Origin of the sequence: Amycolatopsis sp. NPDC101161 (assembly GCF_044768185.1) — a bacterium.
GTDB lineage: Bacteria > Actinomycetota > Actinomycetes > Mycobacteriales > Pseudonocardiaceae > Amycolatopsis.
This window is the reverse complement of the sequence record NZ_JBIWPI010000009.1, coordinates 233,919-255,287: the sequence shown is the minus strand read 5'-3', so window position 1 is coordinate 255,287 and position 21,369 is coordinate 233,919. Positions and strand designations below refer to the sequence as shown.

The 21,369-nt window shown below is 72.8% G+C and carries 24 protein-coding genes; 13 read left to right on the top strand and 11 right to left on the bottom strand.

What is annotated here, in order from left to right; genetic code table 11:
- Positions 1-65: 65 nt before the first annotated feature.
- Positions 66-494 carry a DoxX family protein gene (locus ACIRSS_RS49790; protein ID WP_400909403.1) on the top strand — a complete coding sequence of 143 codons (429 nt, stop codon included), beginning with the start codon at positions 66-68 and terminating at the stop codon, positions 492-494.
- Here ACIRSS_RS49790 and ACIRSS_RS49785 read toward each other — a convergent pair.
- A complete protein-coding gene (locus ACIRSS_RS49785; RefSeq protein WP_400909401.1) occupies positions 491-997 on the bottom strand; it encodes a VOC family protein in 507 nt (168 codons plus the stop codon). The two genes, ACIRSS_RS49790 and ACIRSS_RS49785, sit on opposite strands and share 4 nt — an antisense overlap.
- A gap of 34 nt (positions 998-1,031) precedes the next feature.
- Positions 1,032-1,676, bottom strand: coding sequence for a TetR/AcrR family transcriptional regulator (locus ACIRSS_RS49780; protein ID WP_400909399.1), 645 nt, complete (start codon positions 1,674-1,676; stop codon positions 1,032-1,034).
- 50 nt (positions 1,677-1,726) lie between these two features.
- Between ACIRSS_RS49780 and ACIRSS_RS49775 the strand changes: the two genes are divergently transcribed.
- From ACIRSS_RS49775 to ACIRSS_RS49765, 3 genes are all read left to right on the top strand, one after another.
- Positions 1,727-2,155 carry a YybH family protein gene (locus ACIRSS_RS49775; RefSeq protein WP_400909397.1) on the top strand — a complete coding sequence of 143 codons (429 nt, stop codon included), beginning with the start codon at positions 1,727-1,729 and terminating at the stop codon, positions 2,153-2,155.
- Positions 2,156-2,642: 487 nt separating this feature from the next.
- Complete coding sequence (locus ACIRSS_RS49770; protein ID WP_400909396.1) at positions 2,643-3,512, top strand: alpha/beta fold hydrolase; 870 nt, start codon at positions 2,643-2,645, stop codon at positions 3,510-3,512.
- A 4-nt stretch (positions 3,513-3,516) separates the two neighbouring features.
- On the top strand, positions 3,517-4,107 hold the full coding sequence (locus tag ACIRSS_RS49765) for a TetR/AcrR family transcriptional regulator (protein ID WP_400909394.1): 591 nt from the start codon (positions 3,517-3,519) through the stop codon (positions 4,105-4,107).
- On the opposite strand, the gene ACIRSS_RS49760 is transcribed toward ACIRSS_RS49765, so the two are convergent.
- Entirely contained in the window at positions 4,104-4,646 is a 543-nt protein-coding gene (locus ACIRSS_RS49760) for a dihydrofolate reductase family protein (RefSeq protein ID WP_400909392.1), read from the bottom strand. The two genes, ACIRSS_RS49765 and ACIRSS_RS49760, sit on opposite strands and share 4 nt — an antisense overlap.
- A 101-nt stretch (positions 4,647-4,747) precedes the next feature.
- The gene (locus tag ACIRSS_RS49755) at positions 4,748-5,869 is read right to left on the bottom strand and encodes a S1 family peptidase (RefSeq protein ID WP_400909390.1); all 1,122 of its coding nucleotides are present in this window, start codon (positions 5,867-5,869) and stop codon (positions 4,748-4,750) included.
- Between the two features lie 375 nt (positions 5,870-6,244).
- Between ACIRSS_RS49755 and ACIRSS_RS49750 the strand changes: the two genes are divergently transcribed.
- Positions 6,245-7,324, top strand: coding sequence for a mandelate racemase/muconate lactonizing enzyme family protein (locus tag ACIRSS_RS49750; protein ID WP_400909388.1), 1,080 nt, complete (start codon positions 6,245-6,247; stop codon positions 7,322-7,324).
- Positions 7,325-7,386: 62 nt separating this feature from the next.
- Here ACIRSS_RS49750 and ACIRSS_RS49745 read toward each other — a convergent pair whose 3' ends face one another.
- The 5 genes from ACIRSS_RS49745 to ACIRSS_RS49725 all read right to left on the bottom strand — a co-directional run bounded on the left by ACIRSS_RS49745 (position 7,387) and on the right by ACIRSS_RS49725 (position 12,280).
- Complete coding sequence (locus ACIRSS_RS49745) at positions 7,387-7,716, bottom strand: hypothetical protein (protein ID WP_400909386.1); 330 nt, start codon at positions 7,714-7,716, stop codon at positions 7,387-7,389.
- Between the two features lie 165 nt (positions 7,717-7,881).
- A complete protein-coding gene (locus tag ACIRSS_RS49740; RefSeq protein ID WP_400909384.1) occupies positions 7,882-9,075 on the bottom strand; it encodes a GGDEF domain-containing protein in 1,194 nt (397 codons plus the stop codon).
- A gap of 110 nt (positions 9,076-9,185) precedes the next feature.
- Positions 9,186-10,868 carry a sulfatase-like hydrolase/transferase gene (locus ACIRSS_RS49735; RefSeq protein WP_400909382.1) on the bottom strand — a complete coding sequence of 561 codons (1,683 nt, stop codon included), beginning with the start codon at positions 10,866-10,868 and terminating at the stop codon, positions 9,186-9,188.
- A 93-nt stretch (positions 10,869-10,961) separates the two neighbouring features.
- Complete coding sequence (locus ACIRSS_RS49730; RefSeq protein ID WP_400909381.1) at positions 10,962-11,363, bottom strand: PPOX class F420-dependent oxidoreductase; 402 nt, start codon at positions 11,361-11,363, stop codon at positions 10,962-10,964.
- Positions 11,360-12,280, bottom strand: a complete 921-nt coding sequence (locus ACIRSS_RS49725) for an NmrA family NAD(P)-binding protein (RefSeq protein ID WP_400909379.1) — start codon at positions 12,278-12,280, stop codon at positions 11,360-11,362. The genes ACIRSS_RS49730 and ACIRSS_RS49725 overlap by 4 nt, the downstream gene beginning before the upstream one ends.
- A gap of 203 nt (positions 12,281-12,483) precedes the next feature.
- Between ACIRSS_RS49725 and ACIRSS_RS49720 the strand changes: the two genes are divergently transcribed.
- From ACIRSS_RS49720 to ACIRSS_RS49690, 7 genes are all read left to right on the top strand, one after another.
- A complete protein-coding gene (locus ACIRSS_RS49720; RefSeq protein WP_364466844.1) occupies positions 12,484-12,678 on the top strand; it encodes an antitoxin in 195 nt (64 codons plus the stop codon).
- A 191-nt stretch (positions 12,679-12,869) separates the two neighbouring features.
- Positions 12,870-14,039, top strand: coding sequence for a VanZ family protein (locus tag ACIRSS_RS49715; protein ID WP_400909376.1), 1,170 nt, complete (start codon positions 12,870-12,872; stop codon positions 14,037-14,039).
- A 101-nt stretch (positions 14,040-14,140) separates the two neighbouring features.
- Positions 14,141-14,527 (top strand): STAS domain-containing protein, encoded by a 387-nt coding sequence (locus tag ACIRSS_RS49710; RefSeq protein WP_400909375.1) that lies wholly within the window; start codon positions 14,141-14,143, stop codon positions 14,525-14,527.
- A gap of 92 nt (positions 14,528-14,619) precedes the next feature.
- On the top strand, positions 14,620-15,015 hold the full coding sequence (locus ACIRSS_RS49705) for an ATP-binding protein (RefSeq protein WP_400909373.1): 396 nt from the start codon (positions 14,620-14,622) through the stop codon (positions 15,013-15,015).
- Positions 15,008-16,639, top strand: a complete 1,632-nt coding sequence (locus ACIRSS_RS49700) for a PP2C family protein-serine/threonine phosphatase (RefSeq protein ID WP_400909371.1) — start codon at positions 15,008-15,010, stop codon at positions 16,637-16,639. Before ACIRSS_RS49705 ends, ACIRSS_RS49700 begins: the two co-directional genes overlap by 8 nt.
- Positions 16,636-17,706 (top strand): B12-binding domain-containing protein, encoded by a 1,071-nt coding sequence (locus ACIRSS_RS49695; protein WP_400909369.1) that lies wholly within the window; start codon positions 16,636-16,638, stop codon positions 17,704-17,706. Before ACIRSS_RS49700 ends, ACIRSS_RS49695 begins: the two co-directional genes overlap by 4 nt.
- Positions 17,703-18,050, top strand: a complete 348-nt coding sequence (locus ACIRSS_RS49690) for an STAS domain-containing protein (RefSeq protein ID WP_400909367.1) — start codon at positions 17,703-17,705, stop codon at positions 18,048-18,050. The genes ACIRSS_RS49695 and ACIRSS_RS49690 overlap by 4 nt, the downstream gene beginning before the upstream one ends.
- Here the strand turns inward: ACIRSS_RS49690 and ACIRSS_RS49685 are convergent.
- Positions 18,047-18,841 (bottom strand): MBL fold metallo-hydrolase, encoded by a 795-nt coding sequence (locus ACIRSS_RS49685; RefSeq protein ID WP_400909365.1) that lies wholly within the window; start codon positions 18,839-18,841, stop codon positions 18,047-18,049. The two genes, ACIRSS_RS49690 and ACIRSS_RS49685, sit on opposite strands and share 4 nt — an antisense overlap.
- Before the next feature lie 48 nt (positions 18,842-18,889).
- On the opposite strand from ACIRSS_RS49685, the gene ACIRSS_RS49680 reads away from it, so the two are divergent.
- Positions 18,890-19,267 (top strand): MerR family transcriptional regulator, encoded by a 378-nt coding sequence (locus ACIRSS_RS49680; RefSeq protein ID WP_400909363.1) that lies wholly within the window; start codon positions 18,890-18,892, stop codon positions 19,265-19,267.
- On the opposite strand, the gene ACIRSS_RS49675 is transcribed toward ACIRSS_RS49680, so the two are convergent.
- Positions 19,248-21,302: an MMPL family transporter gene (locus ACIRSS_RS49675; protein ID WP_400909362.1), complete on the bottom strand. Its 2,055-nt coding sequence runs from the start codon at positions 21,300-21,302 to the stop codon at positions 19,248-19,250. The genes ACIRSS_RS49680 and ACIRSS_RS49675 overlap by 20 nt on opposite strands.
- Positions 21,303-21,369: the final 67 nt, after the last annotated feature.

Sequence of the window (21,369 nt, the reverse complement as noted above, 5' to 3'; positions counted from 1 at the left end):
ATTCCACCGAACCCGCACCGGCCGGCCGCAACCACCGGCCGGCCCGATGCCGCCCGGAGGCGCCCGTGCACCGCTTGGACCCGGCCCGCGACCACGTCATCGGGCTCTACCGAATCGTGATCGGCTTCCTGTTCGCCTGCCACGGCGTGAAAACGCTCTTCGGCGTGCTCGGCGCGAAGGCACCCGCCGCCGTCGGGGCGTGGCCCGGGTGGTGGGCCGCCGTCATCCAGCTCGTCTGCGGCGCCCTGGTGTGCGTCGGCCTCGGTACCCGCGCGGCCGCGGTGGTCGGCTCCGGCTCGATGGCCTTCGCGTACTTCACCGTGCACCTGCCGACCGGCCTGCTCCCGATCCAGAACGGCGGCGAGGCGGCGACGCTGTTCTGCTGGGGACTGCTCGCCGTGGCTTTCATCGGCCCGGGCCGGTTCGCCCTGGGCAACCTGCCGGCCCTGCACCGGACCTCGTCGGAACCGGCGCGGACCCGCGTCACGGCCTAGGGGCGCGAGATCCCGACGCCGCTGCGCGCGTCGGGACCGTACTTCGCCAGCTCCCGCGCGAGGTCGAGCGGCCCGCTCTTCGCCCGGTCCTCTTCGGTCAGCAGATCGCGCGGGATGATCCAGACGACCTCGAACTCCAGCCCGCTGGGATCCTTGGCGTACAACGACTTCGTGGTGCCGTGGTCGGACGAGCCGACCAGCGCGTCGGCCTCGGCGAGGCGGCCGGCGAGCCGCTCGAGGTCGCCGAGTGTGTCGACCTCCCACGCCAGGTGGTACAGCCCGACCGACGTCTCCCCCGCGCCCGAGTCGGCGGCGTGCGCACCGAGCTCGAACAGGCCGAGGTCGTGGTCGTTCGTCGAGCCGGGCGCGCGCAGGAAGGCCGCGCCGCGGTGGACGTCGCCGCCCTCGATGTAGTCGAAGCCCAGCACGTCCCGGTAGAACGCGACGCTTTCGGCGACGTTCCGGACGTACAGCACGGCGTGGTTCAGACGGAAGATCGACATCGACGGCCCCCGTGCGCGGAAATCGGTTGAAGTTTCAACCGAAGGGTAGCACGAACGACGCCACCCAAAGCCGGCCGAGCCAGGCCGCGTACCGCTCGTCGGACCACCCGCGCTCCTCGACGAGGTGGTGCCACAGCGTCCCGTCCGTCGTGGAGAACAGCACGTCGCGACACTCCTCTTCGGAGACCGCCAGCTGACCGGTGGCCGCGGCCTCGCGCGCGTGCCCGTCCATGCTCTCCAGCCGCTGCCGGTCGATCTCGGCGAGCATCGCCGCCGCCGCGGGGTCGCTCGCCGCCGCGCCGCGCACGGCGAGGTGCAGCCGCGCGGTCCGGCGCATGGTGGCGGTGTTGAAGACCGCGAACGCAGTGAGCCGGGTGCGCAGGTCGGGCTCGGCGAACAGGGTCCGCAGCTCCGGCCGGTCGAGCATCGGGACGTCCTCGTCGTCCCCGCCGACGGTCACGTCCCAGGTCCGGTGCAGCAGCGCCGGCTTGTTCTTGAACGCCGAGTAGACGGTCTCCGGCGCCACGCCCGCCTCGGCGGCGACGTCGGCGATGGTCGTCCGGCCGTAACCCTTCGTGACGAACAGGTCGTGCGCAGCGGTCAGGATGCGCCGCCGGTTCTCCCGCGCCTGCTCCTGCCGGCGGCTCGAGTCGTACCGCCTCTTGACCGGCTCGCCCATCCGATACATCCTCACTGTATTGAAAACAGCACGACTGCATTGGAGTCATCATGCCATCACCCACCGAGGAGTTCCTGGCCGAGATGCTGCCGCGGCAGACCGCCGCCGAACAGGCCATGCACAACGGGGACGCCGGACCCCGCACCGCACTGTGGTCGAAAGCCGACCCGGTGAGCCTTTTCGGTGCCTGGCTGCCGATCCGCACCGGCTGGGCCGACGTGAGCGACGCCTTCCGCCGCGTCGCCGCGCAGTTCTCCGACTCCCGCGAGTACCGCTTCGAGGTCGTCGCGGCCGGCGCGAGCGGAGACCTCGCCTACACGATCGGCTACGAGCACAACGCCGTGACGCTCAACGGGAAACCGGCGACGTACACCCTGCGCGTGACCCACGTGTACCGGAGAGAAGAGGGCGAATGGAGGATCGTCCACCGCCACGGCGACCGGCCGCCCGACGAACCCGCGCCGCTCCACTCTCGGTAGGTCCGGTGACCGACCGGGCGACAAACCTTCGACACCGCATCGAGGCCCTGGTCAGGCGCGCCGGCGGTTCGTAGGGTGAGTCCACCGCAGGACACCGTGTCAGCTGTCCCGCGGGCGGTGATGCCCCCGGATCCGACCTTTCCCCGAAGCCAAGTCCCGGGGCATCACCGCAACTACCGCCTCGAGTAGCGCAGGCGACCGGCCCGGCCTGGCAGCGCGCGGGGTTGAGCAGTTGACAGCCTCGGCGCGAACGGCTGCACGAGTCGCCCCTTCCCCGAGCCGCGGTCGGCCCCCGGCGCGGCCTGCCGCCCGAACCGGCCCCCTTCCGCCGGGCCGCGAGGCGCACCGGCTGTCCGCCCCGGCGCCCTTCCACCAAGCCCGGGCAGCCTCGGCGCGGACGGCCAACCGAGCCAGCCCCGCAGCCCCCTTCACCCTCGCCGATCCCGGACTCATTTACATACATACACCATGTATGTATTCTGCCCGTATGACGACACGCAGCGAGTCCTTGGGTCAGGAGCGCCGGATCCGGCTGTCGGCCGGTGAGGTGCGGTACTTCGAGCGGGGCGAGGGCGCCCCCGTGGTGTTCGTCCACGGCGTGCTGACGAACGCGGAACTGTGGCGGAAGGTAGTGCCGGACGTCGCCGGGGCCGGGTTCCGGTGCCTCGCCCCCGACTTGCCGCTCGGCTCGCACGACCTCCCCATGCGCGCGGACGCCGACCTCTCCCCCACCGGCGCCGCCGACCTCATCGCCGACTTCCTCGAAGCGCTCGACCTGCGGGACGTCACCCTCGTCGCGAACGACACCGGCGGGGCGCTGACGCAGATCATGCTCAGCCGACGGCCGGAGCGGGTCGGGCGGGTCGTGCTCACTCCGTCCGACTGCTTCGAGTACTTCTTCCCGCCCATCTTCAAAGCACTGCCGCCGATCGCGCGGATCCCCGGGTCGATGGCGGTGCTCGGCCAGCTGCTGCGGATCAAGGCGCTGTACCCGTTGCCGCTGCTCTTCGGCTGGGTGACCAAGCGGCCGCTGCCGGACGCCGTCGCGCAGGCCTACCTCGGGCAGCTGCGGAAGTCGGCCGGGGTGCGCCGCGACCTGCGCAAGCTGCTGCGGGACGTGCACCCGCGCCACACCCTCGCCGCCGCCGAGGCATTGCGGACCTTCGACCGGCCGGTGCTGCTCGCGTGGGCCACCGAGGACAAGCTCTTCCCGATCCGGCTGGCCCACCGGCTCGCCGCGCTGCTGCCGGACGCGAAGCTCGTCGAGATCGCGGACACCTACACGTTCATCTCCGAAGACCAGCCCGCCGCGCTGGCCGGGCACATCGTCGAGTTCGCGGGCGTCATGGCAGATTAGGCGGGTGCGACGTACCCAGCAGGACCGTTCCGCCGGCACCAAGGCCGCGCTGGTCGCCGCCGCGCGCGAACTGTTCGCCGCCCGCGGCTACCAGGCCGTCCCGGCGGACGAGATCACCCGCGCCGCCGGCGTCACCCGCGGCGCGCTGTACCACCACTACGCCGACAAGCAGGGTCTGTTCCGCGCCGTCGTCGAAGAACTGGAACGCGAACTGACCCAAGAGGTCCAGGCCGCGTTCGCCGGCGGCGCGGACCCGCTGACCGGCATGCTGCAGGGCCTCGGCGTCTTCCTCGACGCGTGCCTGCGCGAGGAGGTCCGCCGCATCTCCCTCACCGACGCGCCCGCGGTGCTCGGCTGGGAGGTCTGGCGCGAGATCGAGGCGGAGTACGGCCTCGGCCTGATCGTCGCCGTGCTCGAGCAGGCCAGGGCGGACGGGCTGATCGTCGAGATGCCCGTCCGGGCCCTGGCCCAGCTCGTGCTCAGCGCGGTGATGGAAGCGGCCCGGATGATCGCCGCGGCGGACGACCCGGGGCGGACCCGCGCCGAGGTCCAGCAGGTCCTCGGCGGCTGGCTCGCGAGCCTCTTGCGGACCTAGCGCGTCCGGTAGGTGCTGAGGATCGCGGCTCCGACCCGGGTGGTGGACTCGAGGGTGAGGTCCGCGGGGGATTCGAACAGCCGCCGGCCCGCTCCCACGGCGGTCGGGAAGACGAGCAGCCGGTACTCGTCGACGAGGCCGTGGCGGGCCAGGGTCTGCGCGATCCCGAGCGAGCCGATCACGATGATGTCGCCCTCGTGCCGCTCCACCCCGGCGACGAGATCTCCGTGCAGGAGCGTGGAGTTCTGCCAGGCGGACACGTCGGTGAGGGTGGTCGAGGCGACCAGCTTGGCGGCGTTGTTGAGCCGCACGGAGAACTCGTCCGTGCGGCCGGGCCAGATCTTCGAGAAGAGCTCCCACGTCTTCCGGCCGAGCAGCAGGGTGCCGGTCTCGAGGAGGGTGCCGAGCCGGAACTTGTCCCCCGCCACGGCTTCCGGGCCGTGCCGGAAGGCCCAGCCGCCGGTGGCCGTGCCCCCGGAGCCGTCCGGGTCCTCGACGACGCCGTCCAGGGTGAGGAACTCGACGACGATCACGCTCATGACTGCTCCCGGTGGTCTTCGCCGCGCCCTGGTGGCGCGGCCTCACCGGTACCTACCGGCGGCGGCCGCCGGATTCATCGGCCGCCGCCGGAGATTTTTCCCTACGCCGTCACGAGGGACAGGCCGTAGGTCTGCAGGATCTCGTTCACCGGCTGGAACCACGTCTCGCCGCCGGAGCTGCAGTTGCCCCAGCCGCCGGAGGTGACGCCCTGGGCCTGGTCGCCCGTGATGAACGAGCCGCCGGAGTCACCCGGTTCGGCGCAGACGTTCGTGCGGGTGACCTGGTAGACGGCGCCCTGGGAGTAGTTGACCGTCTCGTTGAGCCCTTCGACGACCCCGCAGTGCCAGTGCGTCGTCGAGCCCGAACGGCAGACCGACGTCCCGACGGGCGCGACCCACGAGCCGCGGACGAGCGCGTCGCTCACCGTGCCCCAGCCGAGCACGACCGGCGCGGTCCACCAGCCGTTGCCGATCCGGATGAACGAGTAGTCGTTGCCGGGGAAGGAGGAGCCGGCGAAGGTGCCCATCGCCGAGCCGTCCCAGCCGACGACCGAGCTGCCGACGCCGCCGCAGTGCCCGGCGCTGACGAAGCCGCCCTGCACGGAAAAGCCGATCGAGCAGCGGGTGTTGCCGTTGATGTAGTACGGGTCGCCGCCGACGGTGCCGGCCGAGAACGGCTCGGCGGCCGGAGTCGTCGCGACGGTGACCGGGCCGGCTTGGCGGGCTTTCGCGAGGAAGGCGTCGACGTCGGCACCGTGCGCGCCCGGCCGCAGGGTGACGACGACGCTGCCGGCGCGCGGGTCGGTGCGCCAGCCGCTGACCGCCGCCGGCGCGGGGTTCGCCTTGGCGGAAGCGTCGATCGCGGCTTTCGCGGCGTCGAGCTTGGCGGCGCTGACCTTGGCCGGCGCGGCTTCGGCGCCGGCCTGCCGGACGGCGTTCGCCGCGGCCGGGTCGGTCACGCCGACGACGAGCTTGCCGAGCGCGGGATCGAACCAGGCACCCCCGAACGCGGCACCGGCGGCCTTCTGGGCGGCCGGCATCACGCGCGCGGCGGTGACTTCCTGCCCGAGCCGGGTTTCGGCCTGGGTGGCGGTCAGGCCGAAGTCCCGTTGCATGGCGGCGATCAACCCCGGCGACGCGACGGCCGGGCTGAGCGAGGAGGACGCGAGTGACGCGGTCAGGACGGCGGCGCCGCCGAGGGCGAGGGCGATTCTTCGACGCATGAGGTCTCCTTCGGGCAGGGGGAAAGAAACACACCGTGGGCCGAGTGTGCGGGCGGTTGCGTGGGCGGTCCAGAAATGTCCGGTCTTCTGTCCGGAATTCGCGGAGGCGAACGACCGTCCATTGCGGACTTCCGGCGTGGATGCATTGCGGGAGAAGGGTTTTCGTGCGCGCGAGAAAAGCGCGAACCGGTGTCACCCGTCCGCGCCGACGAAGGTCTGGACCAAGTACAGCACGTGGGTGCGGGGCGCGGCGGGAACCAGAGTCTGCGGGGCAGCAGACGTGCATGACCGTCCCCCGAGAGACCGGCCGTTGACAGCCCACGCCTCACCCGGCAAGAATCGTATTTCCTATAGGATCTTGCGTCAGGGGAACCGTTGACCGTCGTCACGCGCGCTGAAGTCTTTCTGGTCGATGTCGAGGTCGAACAAACCCGGACCGACGCCGTGCAGGCGTTCACCTCGCAGGAGACCGTCTTCGTCGAGCTCACCACCGCCGACGGGAACACCGGCCTCGGCTACTCCTACACGATCGGCACCGGCGGCAGCTCCGTCGTCGCCCTGCTGCGGGACCACCTGCTCCCCCGGCTCCTCGGCCGGGACTCGCGGCTGGTCGAAGCGCTGTGGCGGGACCTCTTCGCCGCCACGCGGGCGACGAGCGTCGGCGCCATCACCTCACTCGCCCTCGCCGCCGTCGACACCGCGTTGTGGGACCTCAAATGCCGGCGGGCCGCGGAACCCCTGTGGCGCGTCGCCGGCGGGTTCCGGCCGCGCGTTCCGCTCTACGACACCGAAGGCGGCTGGCTGCACCTGACCACCGAAGAGCTCGTCACCGGCGCGAAAGCCGCCGCGGCCGCCGGGTGGGGCGGGGTGAAGGTGAAGATCGGCAAGCCCGACGACCTCGAGCGGCTCACCGCGGTCCGCGAAGCCGTCGGGCCGCGGCTGGACCTCATGGTGGACGCGAACCAATCGATGACGGCCGCCGAGGCCGTCCGGCGGGCGGCCGCCTTCGCCCCGCTCGACCTCTTCTGGCTGGAGGAGCCGCTGCCGGCCGACGACGTCAGCGGGCACGCCCGGCTCGCCGCCGCGACCGCGATCCCGGTCGCCGTGGGCGAGTCGCTGTACTCGGTCGCGCAGTTCCGCGACTACCTGCACCGCGGCGCCGCGTCCATCGTGCAGCCGGACGTCGCGCGCGTCGGCGGCATCACGCCGTGGCTCAAGGTCGCCCACCTGGCCGAGGCCTTCACCGTCGACGTCTGCCCGCACTTCCTGATGGAACTGCACGTGAGCCTCGCGGCGGCCGTGCCGAATGGGCGGTACGTCGAGCACATCCCCCAGCTGCGCGCGATCACGCGCACCGAGCTGAAAGTCGAAAACGGGCACGCGGTGCCCCCGGAAACGCCCGGGCTCGGAATCGACTGGGACCGCGACGCGATGGACGACCGGCGCACCTCGTGAAACGCGGACACGGCACCGCCCGGCCACCCGGGAATGGGCGACCGGACGGTTCCGCGCGCGAATCAGATTTCGTCGACCCGGTAGGCCACCACCCGCGCCGGGACCAGCAGCGCGCCCGAACATTCCGCCACCGCCGGACCGAATCCGTACGGCACGAAATCGCCGGCCACGAACCAGAACGCACTGCCGTTCGTGCACTGCGCGAGCACGCGGTACCCGTAGCCCTCACCGGGGAAGCAGCTCACCGAAACGCCCTCGCCGAAGAGGGTTCCGTAGCGCTCGCCGAAACAGCCGGGTGGCGCGAAGTCGCCGCCGGCCGCGGCCGCGGGCACGACCGACAACCCGAACAACGAAAACACAGCGACCCCGAGAACCGCCAATTTCCTTCGCATGCACACTCCTCAACGCGGAGAAACCCGACGTTATGAAGCGTAGAAGCGCGGAAGAATTACCGGCAATTCATCGGGCCAGTGAATGCGCGCAGCGGAAAGTCACCACGCTGCTCCATCCGGGCTAGCCCGCGACCCTGGACGGATGGCGGCCGGGGCCGCAATTCCTCAACGGCTGACGCAAACCCGATCGCGGCCGGCGTTCTTCGCCGCGTAAACGGCCTTGTCCGCGGCGCCCAGCACCTCGTCCACCGCGCGGCCCGCGGCCGGGTGCACCGCCACCCCGACCGACACCGAGAGCCCGGCGATCCGCGTGCCGTCCGCCGCCACGACGGCCAGTCCCGCCACCGCGTCGCGGATCCGTTCGGCGACCGCGACGGAGTGGACCTGCCCGATGCCCGGCAGCAGCACGACGAACTCCTCGCCGCCGAACCGGCCGACCGAGTCGTAGACCCGCACCTCGCCCCGGACCGCGTCGGCCACCGCGCGCAGGACGTCGTCGCCCGCCAGGTGCCCGTAGGTGTCGTTGACGCGCTTGAAGTGGTCGAGGTCGAGCATCAGGATCCCGCAGTCACCGCCGGCGCGCGCCGCCCGGCTCAGCTCGGCCTCTGCCCGCGCCCGCCACTCACCGCTGGTCAGCAGCCCGGTCTTGGGGTCCCGGGCCTGCAGTTCCAGCCGCCGCCCGAGCTCGCCGCGGTGCAGCAGCACGACCGGCAGCACCAGCAGCGGGACCAGCCACGGCTGCACCGGCAGCAGCGCCGCCGCCACGATGCCGAGGCACAGCGTCGCCGCGTCGAGCAGGTTCTCCGACACCGATCCCGCCAAGGACAGGAACGGGCGGCCCGGCTCGTGGAGCTTGAACCCGACCATCACGAGCAGCGTGTTGACCAGGCCCAGCGTCAGGCCGGACGCGATCGGCCCGGCCACGCCGGCGACGGCTCCGGCCGCGAAGACGGTGACCACGAGCGTCGCGGCCGAGCACGTCGCCCGGTACAGCCGGCTGCCCGGCACCCCGCCCGCCGTGCGCCCCCAGAGGTGGCCGTAGACCAGCACCGCTAGGACGGCGGCCAGGACCGGCGGCAGCACGAGCGCCCCGGCGAAGTACCACACCGACGCGACGCTGACGTGCGGGTTCCGGGACAGGAACCGGCGCATCCGCTCGGCCTTCGCCGACAGCTCGGTCTGCACGACCGCCGAGGCGAGCAGGACGGCGAAGAAGAACCACTCCCGCGGGGCCGGTTTCGTCGAGGGCACGGCCAGGACCAGCAGCGCGACGGCGCCGGCCTCGATCGCCAGGTAGTAGGGCACGACCCCGGGCGGCGCGCCGCGGTACGCGAAACGAGACTCCCCCTGCTGATCCACTTACCCTCCCGTGTCCGTGGATCGGCCGGGCTCCCCCGCCCGGCGGCTCCAGGATAGGCGCACGGGGCGCGTCCCCGGAAGCCACCGGACGGAGTGTCCTCAGTGGACGGTCAGCGGGCGAACGCGGTCAGGAAGCGGTCGCGGAACGAGTCCATCTTCCAGACCGGCGCCTGCGCGGCCGGGTGCAGGCCGTCCGTCCAGCCCCAGCCGGAGATCCGGTCCAGCACCTTCGGGTCCTTGGCGACGATCGTGATCGGCACGTCGTGCACCGCGCCCTGCGGCGTGACGACCGGCGGCTGGTGGTCGCCGAGGAACACCAGGACGGTGTTGTCGTCGCCGTAGTGCTGCATGAACGAGATCACCGTCTTCAGCGAGTAGTCGGTGGCGTCGCGGTAGGCGTCGCGGATCTTCGCCGGGTCCTTCCAGACCGACTCCGGTGCCTCGCCCGCGGCCGGCTGCGGCGCGAAGACCGAGCCGTCGCCGACCTGGTTCCAGTCCACCAGCCAGGGCCGCGGCGACCACGGCGCGTGGCTGGAGACCAGGTCCACCTCGGCCATCACGGGCTTGTCCGCGCTCTTCGCGAGCTCGTTGCGCCGCAGCATCGAGAACGTGTACTGGTCGGGCATCGTGGCGTAGGCGTACCCGGGTCCCTTGTACCCGATGTTCCGGAAGTCGTAGTAGGCGTCCGGGTGGTAGAACCGCTGTCCCTCCGGCCAGTCCTTCGTGTGCGCGGGGACGTCCCAGACCGTTTTCCAGCCCGCCTTCTGGAAGGCGCCGCCGAGGGTCAGCCGGTCGCTGTCGAGGAGCTTGTTGTACCGCTGCTGGTTGTCGATCCACATGCCGGACTCGACGGTGGAGTGGGCGAGCCAGCTGCCGCCGCCGAACGTCGAGGAGGACAGGAACGCGCTCTTGGCGCCGATGCCCGCCGCGCGCAGCTCGGCCGTGCCCGCGTCGAGCGTGGCGCCGATCTTCGGGGCGATCGCGGGGTCGTCGAGCGCGATCCGGCCGTAGCTCTCGACGAAGGTGAGCACGACGTTCTTGCCGCGCAGGCCGGTGAGCAGCTGGTCGCCGGGGGTGGTGCGGAACGCGTCCTCGGCGGCGACCTCGCCGAACGGACGCTGTTCGCGCAGGTCGGCACCGACCTGGCGCAGGTCGCCGTAGGCGAGGGCGGCGGCGCTCTGCGCGGCGACCGGCTGCCCCGGCGCGATCTCGACCCCCAGCACCGAGCAGACGATCCAGACCACGCCCAGCACCGCCACCACCCGCGTCGCGCCGGTCCGGCGCCCGGCGGCGATCCGGCTCAGCCGCAGCACCGCCAGCACCATCAGCACCACGACGGCGACCGCGAGCACCCCGGCGCCGACGAGCGCGGCGATCGCGCCCGCTTCGCCGATCTGCCCGGCGAGGAACTCGACCCCGGCGCTGAAGAAGCTCCAGTCGTAGACCGGGTCGAACGGCTTCTCCAGCGTCGCGTAGAAGCCCGTGTCCAGCGCCTTCAGCACGACGAGCAGCCCGAGCACCAGCCCGGTGAGCACCGCGACGACCCGCCGCGGCCGCGGCGGCAGGACCAGCAGCAACGCGGCGGCGACGACCCCCTCGACCGGCACCCGCACCAGCGCTTCGGCCGAGAAGGACGTCAGGTCGTCCGGGGACAGCAACGCGAACAGCACCAGCAGCGCGGCCAGCACGGTCACGACCACCCCGGCGACGGCGTGCCGCCGCCCGGTCCGGGGCAACCCGAAGTCGGGCAGGGGTACGGCGGCCGGGGTGGCCGGGACGGGCTTTCCAAACATGCGGGCCTCACGTCGATCGCGGCGGTGACCGCCCGGCCCGTGCGGCGGGACCGGCGATCCTCACCCGGTATACGGCCTGGGGCCCCGGCTGGTTCAAGCGGCCTCCGCCGGCGGCCAGTCGTACTGCTTTTCCGGGACGATCCGGACGATCACCCGCTGCGCGTCCGGCTCGGGCGGCGGTGTCTTCCCGCCCATGTACCGGTCGTACATTTCGTGCAGCAGCACCTTTTCCGGGTCGTCGGCGATCTCGACGGTCCCCCGCAGCTCCACCCACCGGCCGGGGTTGGCCGACACCAGCAGGCTGACCCGCGGGTCGCGTTCCATGTTCCGGGTCTTCAGCCGCCCCTTGATGGTGCTGAAGACGACGGTGTCGCCGTCGCGCTTGACGAAGATCACCGACGACTGCGGCCGGCCGTCGGCGTTCGAGGTGGCGAGCACGGCCGTGTGCGGCCCGTCGAGCACTTCACGGGCGGCTTCGGACAGGGACAGGGTCATCGGAACGTCCTTTCCGGGGTTTCGGCCAGCCACTGCCGGAAGGTCAGCAGGCCGGGGTGGAGGTCGCGGACCGCGGCCGGATCGCGCGCACCCGCGTACGCGGCTTCGAAGTCCTGGGTGAACCGGAACATGTTGCCCAATTCGGCGGGAAGAACGCTCGCGGGGACGTCCTGGAACCGCACCGGTTCGCCGAGGAATTCGGCGAACGCGGCCGCGAGCTCGGCACCGGTGAGGTTTTCGCCGGTGACGCTCACCGTTTTCCCGGCCAGCTCCGGACGGCGGAGGATCGCGTGGGCGCAGCGGCCGATGTCCGCCACCGCGATGCCGGGCAGCCGCGCCGAACCCAGCGGCAGCGCCAAGGTGAGAACTCCGTCTTCGCCGCGGTGCGGGCCGCCGTCGAAGAAGTTCTCCCAGTAGAACGCCGTCCGCAGGAAGGTCGTCGACGCGGCGTCGAACTCCGCGTCGGCCGCGCCCTTGGCGTCGTAGTGCGGGACCAGGTAACCGCCGGGCAGCACCGGCATCCGCTCGTCGCCGGGCGCGACGAACGTCCGGGTGTCCTCGAACGTCGACCACACCACGTGCGCGACACCGGCGGCCCGGGCGGCCGCGGCCATTGTGGCGGCGTGCGCGGTTTCCCGTTCCGGTGGGTGTTCCTGGGCCGCGGTGACGCAGAAAGCGCCGTACGCGCCGGTGAAAGCCGCCTCGACGGACGCGGGGTCGTCGAGGTCCGCGGCGACGACTTCGGCGCCCAGCCCGGCCAGTTCCTTCGCGCGCGGCGAACCCGCGTCGCGGGTGACGGCCCGGACGGTGAAGTCACCGTCGCGGTCCGCGGCGATCGAGCGGACCAGCCCGCCGCCCTGCCGCCCGGTGGCGCCGACGACGGCGACCACGCGTTTCTCTTTCGGGGAAGTGCTCATGCCCGTACCGACCGGGCCCACGCCGGAAAGGAATCGGCCGCTACCCGGACACGCCGGTTCCAAACCCCGCCGAAGAGCTTTCACCCGGGAAAGGGGCGCTAATACCCACGACAGGTGAGGGAATGCGGCCATTCGGTTGCGAGCCGGTTGCGCCGGTGGTCTCCTCGGGGTGTCCGAAGATCGGATTCCGAACGGAGGCACCGATGAACCTGTTCGACAAGGCCAAGGAAGCGCTCGGCAAGCACCCGGACCAGGCCGACCAGGGCGTGGACAAGGCCGCCGACGCCGCCAAGCAGCGGTTCGGCGAGCACGCCGACAAGATCGACCAGGGCTCCGAGAAGGTGAAGGACTACCTGCACAACCAGGGCGGCGGGCAGCAGGACGCGCCCCCGCAGTGAGCCCGACGCGGCCGCACCCCGCGGCGCCGGGTGCGGAGATCAGCCGGCGCAGCGGGGGGCCGCGACCCGGCCTCCCCGCCGCGCCGGCCACGGTGTCCGGACCCGCGGTGCGCTGAGCCCGATCCGGTGCGCGCCCAGCCGTCCGGGGGAAGCACGCTTCGTTCCCCGTCCGGCTGGGTACCACCGGCTCCGTGGTCGCCACCTACCTCGTCCCCGTGCGGACGGCCCTGATCCTCTTTCCGTTCCTAGTACTGGCCGTCATGCTGCCCGCCGCGTTCGTCAGCTACCGCCGGCGCGGCCGCGCCGGCGGCTGGCCGACGTTCGTCTTCTACGCGTTCCTCTTCTACCTGCTGGCGATCGCGATGCAGACGGTGCTGCCGCTGCCCGCCGACCCGGCGTACTGCGCGGGGCACACGTACGCGAGTTCTCCGCAGTTGCGGCCTTTCTACTTCGTCGAAGTCGTTTCCCAGCGCGCCCGCGGGCACTGGAGCCCCGGCGCCCTGCTGCACAACCCGGCGGTCTGGACCACCGCGCTCAACGTCGTGATGCTGGCGCCGCTGGGGTTCTACGTCCGCTACGCGCAGCGGATGCGGCTCGTGCCCGCGACGCTGATCGGCTTCGGCGTCTCGCTGTTCTTCGAGCTGACGCAGCTGACCGGCCTGTGGTTCGTCTACCCGTGCCCGTACCGGCTCTTCAGCGTCGACGACCTGATCCTCAACACCGCCGGCGTCGTCGTGGGCTGGCTCGTCGCCGGGCCGCTCGGCCGTCTGCTGCCCTCGCCCGAGCCGGAGCACGACCGGCGTCGCTACGCCGCGAAGGTCACGTTCACCCGGCGGCTCTTCGCGCTGGCCACCGACCTGCTCGGGTTCGCCGCGCTGCTCGGCTTCCTGTTCGGCCTGCTCACGCTGTTCGGCGAGGACCTGACGCACCGGGACACACCGGTCGTCATCCTCGCCCTCGTCTGGTTCGTGGTGCTGCCCGCGGTGACCGGGTCGACGCCCGGGAAGCGGGCGATGCTGCTGCGCGTGGTGCGCCGCGGCCGGCGCCGGGCCGGGCCGATCGCGCTGCTCGTCCGCAACGGCGTCCTGCTGTCGCCGCTGTGGCTGACGTGGCTGGTGCTGGACCTGGACCACTGGGACCTCGGCAGCCACCCCGAGCGGCTGCTCCTGCCGGTCGCGCTGGCCGCGTCGGTGTTCGTCGTGGGCGTCTGGACGCCGCTGGCCGTGCTGCTCGACGGCGAGCACCGGGCGCCCTACGAACGGCTGACGCGGACGGTCAACACGGCCATCGTGCCGGACGTTCCGGAGCCCGGCACGGCCCCCGAACCGGCCCGCCGGGAGGAAGTCCTCAAAGGACGGTGACCGGGGCACCGGGCTGCCTGGGCCCGGCGGCGCTGGTAGATTGCGTCGGAAGCAGGTTGAGCCGCCAGCCCGCGTTCCCGATCCCCCATCCTGGAGCCTGCATGACGACCGACGCAACGCGGCCTCGGCAGCGGTACTCCGGTGACGGCTGGTCGCTCGACGTCGGCGAAGGCGGGGACCCGCGGATCATCACCCTGCGTGGTGAGTTCGACTTCGCGGTTTCGGCGAAGCTGGCCGAAGCGCTGCCGGCCGAGCCGGGCGCCGACCGCGTCGTGCTGGACATGGCCGACGTCGAGTACTGCGACTCCAGCTGCCTCCAGGTCCTGCTGCTGCTGGGCAGCCGGCTGCGTGCGGCGGGTGGCCGGCTGGCGGTCGTGACGACCGTGCCCGCCGTGCTCCGGCCGATCGAGCTGCTCCGCCTCGGCGACGTCATGCCGGTGCACCCGAGCGTCGCCGCGGTCCGCGCTTCCTGGGGCGAAGAAGCATGACCTCCTCCGATACCCGTGTCGGCGGGCCCGGATCCGGGCATGAAGAAGGGGCAGGGTTCTCCCCGGAGCCCGGCGCGGCGAAGGAGGCGGACGTGAACCGGAGACCGATCCGGCACGAGCTCGGCATCACCGCCGAGCTGACCGAGCTGGCCAAGGTCCGCCACTGGGTCCGCACGGTCCTGCGGGAGCTCCCGGCGAACGTGGTCAGCACCGCGGTGATGGTGGTCGACGAACTCACTTCGAACGCGCTGCGCCACGGCCGCGCGCCCTACCACGTGCGCCTGCTGCCCGGCGCCGCGAAGCTGCGGATCGAGGTCGACGACGGCGGGGGTGAGCCCGCCCGCCGCCGGACGCCGTCCGACCAGGGCGGCCGCGGGCTCCTGCTGGTGGAGCGCTGCGCGGCGGCCTGGGGCCAGCTGCGCCGGCCCAGCGGCAAGACCCTGTGGGCCGAGCTGACCACCGACGACCCCGCGGGTGCGCGTGGCTGACCCGGCGCGCACCGCGCCGGCCGTCCCGGACACCGGCGACCGGGGCTGGGCGGCCGCGCCCGTGGCGGCGGTCTGCGCCGACACCACCGGGGTCGTCCTCGCCCTCAACGAAGCCGCCCGCACGCTCTTCCCCGCGGCCGAGCCCGGCCGCCGGCTCGCCGAGACCGTGGCGGACTGGCTGGCCGGCGCCCACGACGGCCACCACGGCGACGAGGTCGTCCGCGGCGACGTCGGCGAGCGGTCCTTCGCGGCCCACCCGATCCGGCACGGCGAGTCCGTCACGTGGTGGCTGGTCGACGAGACCGACGCCCGCGCGGCCCGGGACTCCCTCGCCCGCGAGCGGGAGCGCACCGCGTTCCTCAGCGACGCCTCCGCCGCGCTGCTCGGCTCGCTCAACCTGGACCGCTGCATGGAGGTCGCCGCCCGGCTCGCCGCGCAGCACCTCGCCGACGCCGCCCTGGTCGTGGCGCCCACCACCGGCGGGAGCTACCCGGCCGTCACGTGCCTGCGCGACGGGGAACCGACGCGGTCCCGCCTGGAGATCGACCCGGACGAGCTGCCCGGCCTCGGCGAGGCGCTGCAGGGCTTCCCGCCGGTGCCGTCGCGCTGGCTCGACCCGGACGCGGCACCCACCTGGGTGCTGCCGGCGGGCTTCGGCCCGGTCGGCTCGATCGTCGTCACGCCGCTGCCCGGCCACGGCGTCCCCGCCGGCGCGCTGGTGCTGCTCCGCCGCGGCGACCGGGCGTCGTTCACCGACTCCGAAGAGCTCTTCGCGCGGCTGTTCGCGGCGCGGGCCGGCGCGGCGATGTCGGCGGCGCGCGTGTTCGCGCTGCAGGCGTCGATCACCGACACGCTCATGCGCGAGCTGCTCCCGCCGACGCTCGAGCAGCTGGGCGGGGTCGAGTTCGCCGGGCGCTACCGCCCGGCCCGCGACGGCGAGCGCATCGGCGGCGACTTCTACGACGTGCACTCGGCGGTCACCACCGAGGGCGACGGGTCGCTGGCCGTGCTCGGCGACGTCTGCGGCAAGGGCCTCGAGGCCGCGGTGCTGACCGGCAAGATCCGCACCACGCTGCGCGCCCTGCTGCCGATGGCCGACGACCACGAGCGGCTGCTGAAGCTGCTGAACCGCACGCTCGCCGACGGCCGGAACGCCCGGTTCGTCACGCTCGTGCTCGCCTCGGCGCGCCGCGAGGGCGCCACCGTCCGGCTGCGGGTCACCTGCGCCGGCCACCCGCCGCCGCTGATCGTCCGGGCCGACGGCCGGGTCGAGGAGGCCGACACCCGCGGGAGCCTGATCGGCGTGCTGCCCGAGATCGAGTCGTCCGGCGCCGACGTCACGCTCGACCCCGGCGAGACGTGCCTGCTCTACACCGACGGGATCGTCGAGGCGCGCGGCGGCCCGCTCGGGGACGCGATGTTCGGCGAGGACCGGCTCCGGCAGTCCCTCACCGAGTGCGCGAACATGCCCGCCGACGCCGTCGTCGAGCGGATCCAGATGCTGGCGTCGCAGTGGATCGGCCGCGGCGCCCACGACGACATGGCCGTCCTGGCGATCACCGCGCCGCGCGGCCAGCACCTGGCCGCGGTCGGCGGCCACGGTCGCGGGAGGTACACGGCATGAGCACCCCCACCCGCACGCCCGGGGTGGCCGAGCACGCCGAACGGCTCTGGGACGCCGTCACGACCGGCGACGAGTACGCCGCCGGTGATGTCGTGGTCCAGGCGCTCGGGGCCGGCGCCGACCCGGAGAGCCTGCTGCTCGACGTGATCGGCGCGGTCCAGCGCAAGGTCGGGCAGGAGTGGGCGGCCAACCGCCTGACCGTGGCGCAGGAGCACGCGGCGACCGCGATCAACGACCGCGTCATCGCGACCTTCGGGTACGTGCTGAAGCGGCCCGAGCCGCACCTCGGCCGGATCACCGTCGCGTGCGTCGACGGCGAGTGGCACGCGATGCCCGCCCGGCTGCTCGCCGAGGTGCTGCGGCTGCGCGGCTTCCGCGTCGACTACCTGGGCGCGCAGGTGCCCGCCCCGCACCTGGTGGCCCACCTGCACCGCACCGGGCCGGACGCCGTCGCGCTGTCCGGGTCGATCGCGACCCGGCTGCCGACCGCGCACGCCACGATCACCGCGTGCCAGGCGGCCGCGACGCCGGTCATCGCCGGGGGTGCCGCGTTCGGGCCCGACGGCCGGTACGCCCGGCTGCTCGGCGCCGAGGCGTGGGCGCCGGACGCGCGCTCGGCGGCCGACCGGCTGACCGAGCCGCTCCCCCGCCCGCACGCCGGGCACCAGCCGCTCGACGACCTGCCGCACCTGGCCGACCAGGAGTACACGCTGGTCAGCCGCAGCGCGGCCCGGCTGGTCAAGGCGGTGCTGGCCGGGCTGGAGGAGCGCGTCCCGGCCATGCGGGCCTACACCGACCTGCAGCGCCAGCACACCGCCGAGGACCTCGCGCACATCGTCGAGTTCCTGGCGACCGCGCTGTACGTCGGCGACGAAGAGCTGTTCAGCGGCTTCCTGAGCTGGACCGCCGGCATCCTCACCGCGCGCGGCGTCCCGGCCGCCTCGCTCGTTCCCGCCCTCGAGCTGCTCGAGGCGGAGCTGCGCGACTTCCCGCGGGCCACCGGCCTGCTCCGCGCGGCACGCACGCACGTGGCGGGCCCGGCCGCCGGATCGGCGGTCTCGGCATGACGTTGACCTGCACGTGGGCCGCGCCGGACGGCGAACCGGCCCGCGTCACGATCACCGGCCCGCTCGAGTTCGCCACGGCCGGGTCGCTGCTGCGGCTGGTCACCGACCGGCTGGCCGACCACCCAGGGGTGCGGGACGTGCGGCTCGACTGCGCCGGGCTCGCCTTCTGCGACTCCTCCGGGCTGTCGACCCTGCTGCTGGTGCACCGCGCGGTGACGGGCGCGGGCGCCCGGTTGCACCTGGACAACCGGCCGGCGTCGCTGGACCGGCTGCTGGCCCTGACGGGCACGACGGCGTACCTCACCGGCGAAACCCGGCAGTCCCGCGCCCGGCTCGACTCCTAGGCGCGCAGGCGGGCCAGCTCCCACGGGTCGTGGGCGCTGAAGACCGTCACCTCGTCGCCGTGGCCGCGGACGAGCTCGCGCAGCCGCGCCTGCGTGCCCAGGCGCAGGTCGTGGTGGATTTCCGAGCGGGTCTGGACGACGTCGAGGACCGGGTGCGGCATCGGGGCCACCTCGAGCTCCCGGTGGTAGTAGTACGCGTCGCCGCAGTGCAGCAGCCACCGCGAGCCGTCGTGGACGGCGACCCCGGCGTGGCCCGCGGTGTGCCCGCCGAGCGGGACCAGCCGGATGTCCGCGCGCACGCCCCTGAGCCGCACCGACGCGAAGCCGAACCAGTCGTCGCCGGAGGGCGGCTCGTAAGTCTCCCACTGCGGCCCGTGCGCCCAGTGCGCGGGCCGGTAGCGGAAGCTCGGCGCTTCGGCCAGCGCGGCGTCCCGCTCGGCGGCCAGGACGTGGACCCGCGCGGCCGGGAAGTCGGGCAGGCCGCCGCAGTGGTCGACGTCGAGGTGCGTGACGACGACGTGCCGCACGTCTTCGGGCGCGAAGCCGAGCCGGGCGACTTGGCGGACGGCGGTCTCGTCTTCGCTGAGCAGCGGCTGGGCCATCGTCACCCAGTCGCCGCCCAGGGTGGCGGCGGGGTCGCGGACGTCGTCGAGGCCGAGGCCGGTTTCGACGAGCACGAGACCGTCGTGGTCGGTTTCGGCGAGCAGGCAGTGGTTGACCGCGGGCGCGGGCGGCAGGCCGGGGGCTTCGATCTGCCGCACGGACCCGCAGTTGAGGTGGTGGATCTTCATGGCCGCCATCGTCCGACTTGAACTACGCTTCAAGTCAAGGAGGCCTTGATGACCCTGCTCGACATCGCCGAAGTCGCCGAGAAGTCCGGGCTGGCGCCCTCGGCCCTGCGGTTCTACGAGAAGCGCGGGCTCGTCGAACCGGCCGGCCGCAACGGCCTGCGCCGCACCTACCACCCGGACGTCCTGGGCCGCCTCGACCTGATCGCCTGCGCCCGCGGGGCGGGGTTCACGATCGCGGAGATCGCCCGGTTCCTGGTGGCGACCCCGAGCGACGACGCGCTGCGCGAGCGGATGGCGGCCAAGGCGATCGAGCTGGACGACACGATCGGCCGGCTGACCCGGATGCGCGACAGCCTGCGGCACGCGGCCGGCTGCGACCACGTGCCGCTCGTCGAGTGCCCGGACTTCAAGCGGGCGATTTCGTAGCCTTCGCCAGCTTCGACGGCCACCAGACGCGGCGCCCGACGTCGACCGTCAGGGCGGGCACCAGCAGCGACCGCACCAGGAACGTGTCCAGCAGGACGCCGAACGCGACGATGAACGCGATCTGGGCGAGGAACAGGATCGGGATCACCGCCAGCGCCGAGAACGTCGCGGCGAGCACCACGCCCGCCGAGGTGATCACGCCGCCGGTCAGCGACAGCCCGCGCAGCGTCCCGTCGCGCGTGCCCCGGGTCAGCGCCTCTTCGCGGACCCGCGTCATCAGGAAGATGTTGTAGTCGATGCCCAGCGCCACCAGGAAGACGAACCCGAACAGCGGCACCACCGGGTCCGCTCCCGGGAAGTCCAGGATGTGGTTGAACACCACCGCGGACACGCCCATCGTCGCGGCGAAGGAGAGCACCACGGTCGCGATCAGCAGCAGCGGGGCGAGCAGCGACCGCAGCAGCAGGGCCAGCACCAGGAAGATGACCAGCAGCACGATCGGGATGATCAGCGCGCGGTCGCGCTCGGACGTCTTCTGCGTGTCGAGCTGGATCGCCGTCGGGCCGCCGACCTTCGCGTTCGCGCCGGGGACCGCGTGCACGGCGTCCCGCAGCCGCCCGACCGTCGCGACCGCCGCCTCGGAGTCGGCCGGGTCGTTCAGCACGGACAGGATCTGGACGCGGCCGTTCACCACCTTGGGCAGCGGCACGGACTGCGCCACTCCGTCCATTGTGGACGCCTTGAGGACCGCGGGCACCGCGTCCGCGTCGGCGATCGTGATGACGGGCGCGCCGAGGCCGCCCGGGAAGTGCTTGCCGAGGATGTCCTGCCCGGTGCCGGATTCGACCTGGGTCAGGAAGACGTCGGACTGCGCGGTGCCGGACGCCTTGAGCTGCGGCAGGAACGCGACACCCACACCGAGGACGAGCGCCGTCGTCACCCACACCGCGCGCGGGCGGCGGCCGACCAGCCCGGCCACGCGACCCCAGATCCCGGACGTCTCGGGGTGCGGCGAGCCGAGCGCCGGCTTGAACGGCCAGAACGCGCCGCGGCCGCACAGCGCCAGCACGGCGGGCAGGAACGTGGTGGACGCCAGCAGCGCGGCACCGATGCCGATCGCCGCGACGGGCCCGAGGCCCTTGTTCGAGTTCAGGTCGCTGAACAGCAGGCACAGCACCCCGAGGATGACCGTGCCCGCGGACGCGGCGATCGGTTCGAGCGTCGCGCGCCACGCGAGTTTCAGCGCGTCGAAGCGGCTCGGCGTGTCCCGCAGCTGTTCCCGGAACCGGGCGACGGTCAGCAGCGCGTAGTCGGTCGCCGCGCCGAAGACGAGGATCGAGAGGATGCCCTGGCTCTGCCCGTTGAGCGCGAGGACGTCGTTCTTCGCCAGCAGGTAGACGACGAGACTGGCCAGCCCGAGCGCGAACACCGCCGACAGCAGCACGAGGAACGGCAGCAGCGGGCTCCGGTAGACGACGATGAGGATCAGCGCGACGACGCCGCCGGCAACGAGCAGCAGGATGCCGTCGATGCCGCCGAACGCCGTCACCAGGTCCGCGATCTGCCCGGCGGGCCCGGTGACCAGCACGGTGAGCCCCGGCGGCGCTCCGGTCAGCTTCGCGCGGACCTCCTTGACGACGTCGGCGGGGTTGCCGCCGGCGAGGATCGGGACGGCCAGCTGCACGGCCTGGTCGTCGCGCGGCGCCTTCTCGGGTTGCCCGAGCGGGCCGACGACGCCGGGCACGGTGCCCAGTTCCTGGGCCTTGGCGTCGAGGAACCGGCGGTCTTCCGCGGTCAGGCCGGTGGTGCGCTCGGCGACGACGGTCGCGGGCAGCACCTGGCGCGGGCTGAAGGCCTTCTGCTCGTCGGAGACCTCGGTGGCCTCGGCCGAACGCGGCAGGAAGGCGGCGTTGTCGTTCTTCGCGACTTCGCCGAGCTTCCCGGCGAACGGGCCGCCGAACCCGCCCAGCCCGAGCCAGGCGATCACCAGGAGGGCGGGGATCAGCCAGCGGAGCCGGCGCGGCTTGTCGTCCATGGTCGCTAAGGTCCTTTCGAGGGCGAACACGCCCAATTGTTCAGCAAGCTGAACATTCTGCACGACG

Excerpts from the sequence above, each read along its gene's own strand:
- ACIRSS_RS49785 (WP_400909401.1), bottom strand. The coding sequence starts at position 997 with ATGTCGATCTTCCGTCTGAACCACGCCGTGCTGTACGTCCGGAACGTC.
- ACIRSS_RS49780 (WP_400909399.1), bottom strand. The coding sequence starts at position 1,676 with ATGGGCGAGCCGGTCAAGAGGCGGTACGACTCGAGCCGCCGGCAGGAG.
- ACIRSS_RS49775 (WP_400909397.1), top strand. The coding sequence starts at position 1,727 with ATGCCATCACCCACCGAGGAGTTCCTGGCCGAGATGCTGCCGCGGCAG.
- ACIRSS_RS49770 (WP_400909396.1), top strand. The coding sequence starts at position 2,643 with ATGACGACACGCAGCGAGTCCTTGGGTCAGGAGCGCCGGATCCGGCTG.
- ACIRSS_RS49760 (WP_400909392.1), bottom strand. The coding sequence starts at position 4,646 with ATGAGCGTGATCGTCGTCGAGTTCCTCACCCTGGACGGCGTCGTCGAG.
- ACIRSS_RS49755 (WP_400909390.1), bottom strand. The coding sequence starts at position 5,869 with ATGCGTCGAAGAATCGCCCTCGCCCTCGGCGGCGCCGCCGTCCTGACC.
- ACIRSS_RS49745 (WP_400909386.1), bottom strand. The coding sequence starts at position 7,716 with ATGCGAAGGAAATTGGCGGTTCTCGGGGTCGCTGTGTTTTCGTTGTTC.
- ACIRSS_RS49735 (WP_400909382.1), bottom strand. The coding sequence starts at position 10,868 with ATGTTTGGAAAGCCCGTCCCGGCCACCCCGGCCGCCGTACCCCTGCCC.
- ACIRSS_RS49730 (WP_400909381.1), bottom strand. The coding sequence starts at position 11,363 with ATGACCCTGTCCCTGTCCGAAGCCGCCCGTGAAGTGCTCGACGGGCCG.
- ACIRSS_RS49725 (WP_400909379.1), bottom strand. The coding sequence starts at position 12,280 with ATGAGCACTTCCCCGAAAGAGAAACGCGTGGTCGCCGTCGTCGGCGCC.
- ACIRSS_RS49720 (WP_364466844.1), top strand. The coding sequence starts at position 12,484 with ATGAACCTGTTCGACAAGGCCAAGGAAGCGCTCGGCAAGCACCCGGAC.
- ACIRSS_RS49710 (WP_400909375.1), top strand. The coding sequence starts at position 14,141 with ATGACGACCGACGCAACGCGGCCTCGGCAGCGGTACTCCGGTGACGGC.
- ACIRSS_RS49695 (WP_400909369.1), top strand. The coding sequence starts at position 16,636 with ATGAGCACCCCCACCCGCACGCCCGGGGTGGCCGAGCACGCCGAACGG.
- ACIRSS_RS49690 (WP_400909367.1), top strand. The coding sequence starts at position 17,703 with ATGACGTTGACCTGCACGTGGGCCGCGCCGGACGGCGAACCGGCCCGC.
- ACIRSS_RS49685 (WP_400909365.1), bottom strand. The coding sequence starts at position 18,841 with ATGAAGATCCACCACCTCAACTGCGGGTCCGTGCGGCAGATCGAAGCC.
- ACIRSS_RS49680 (WP_400909363.1), top strand. The coding sequence starts at position 18,890 with ATGACCCTGCTCGACATCGCCGAAGTCGCCGAGAAGTCCGGGCTGGCG.
- ACIRSS_RS49675 (WP_400909362.1), bottom strand. The coding sequence starts at position 21,302 with ATGGACGACAAGCCGCGCCGGCTCCGCTGGCTGATCCCCGCCCTCCTG.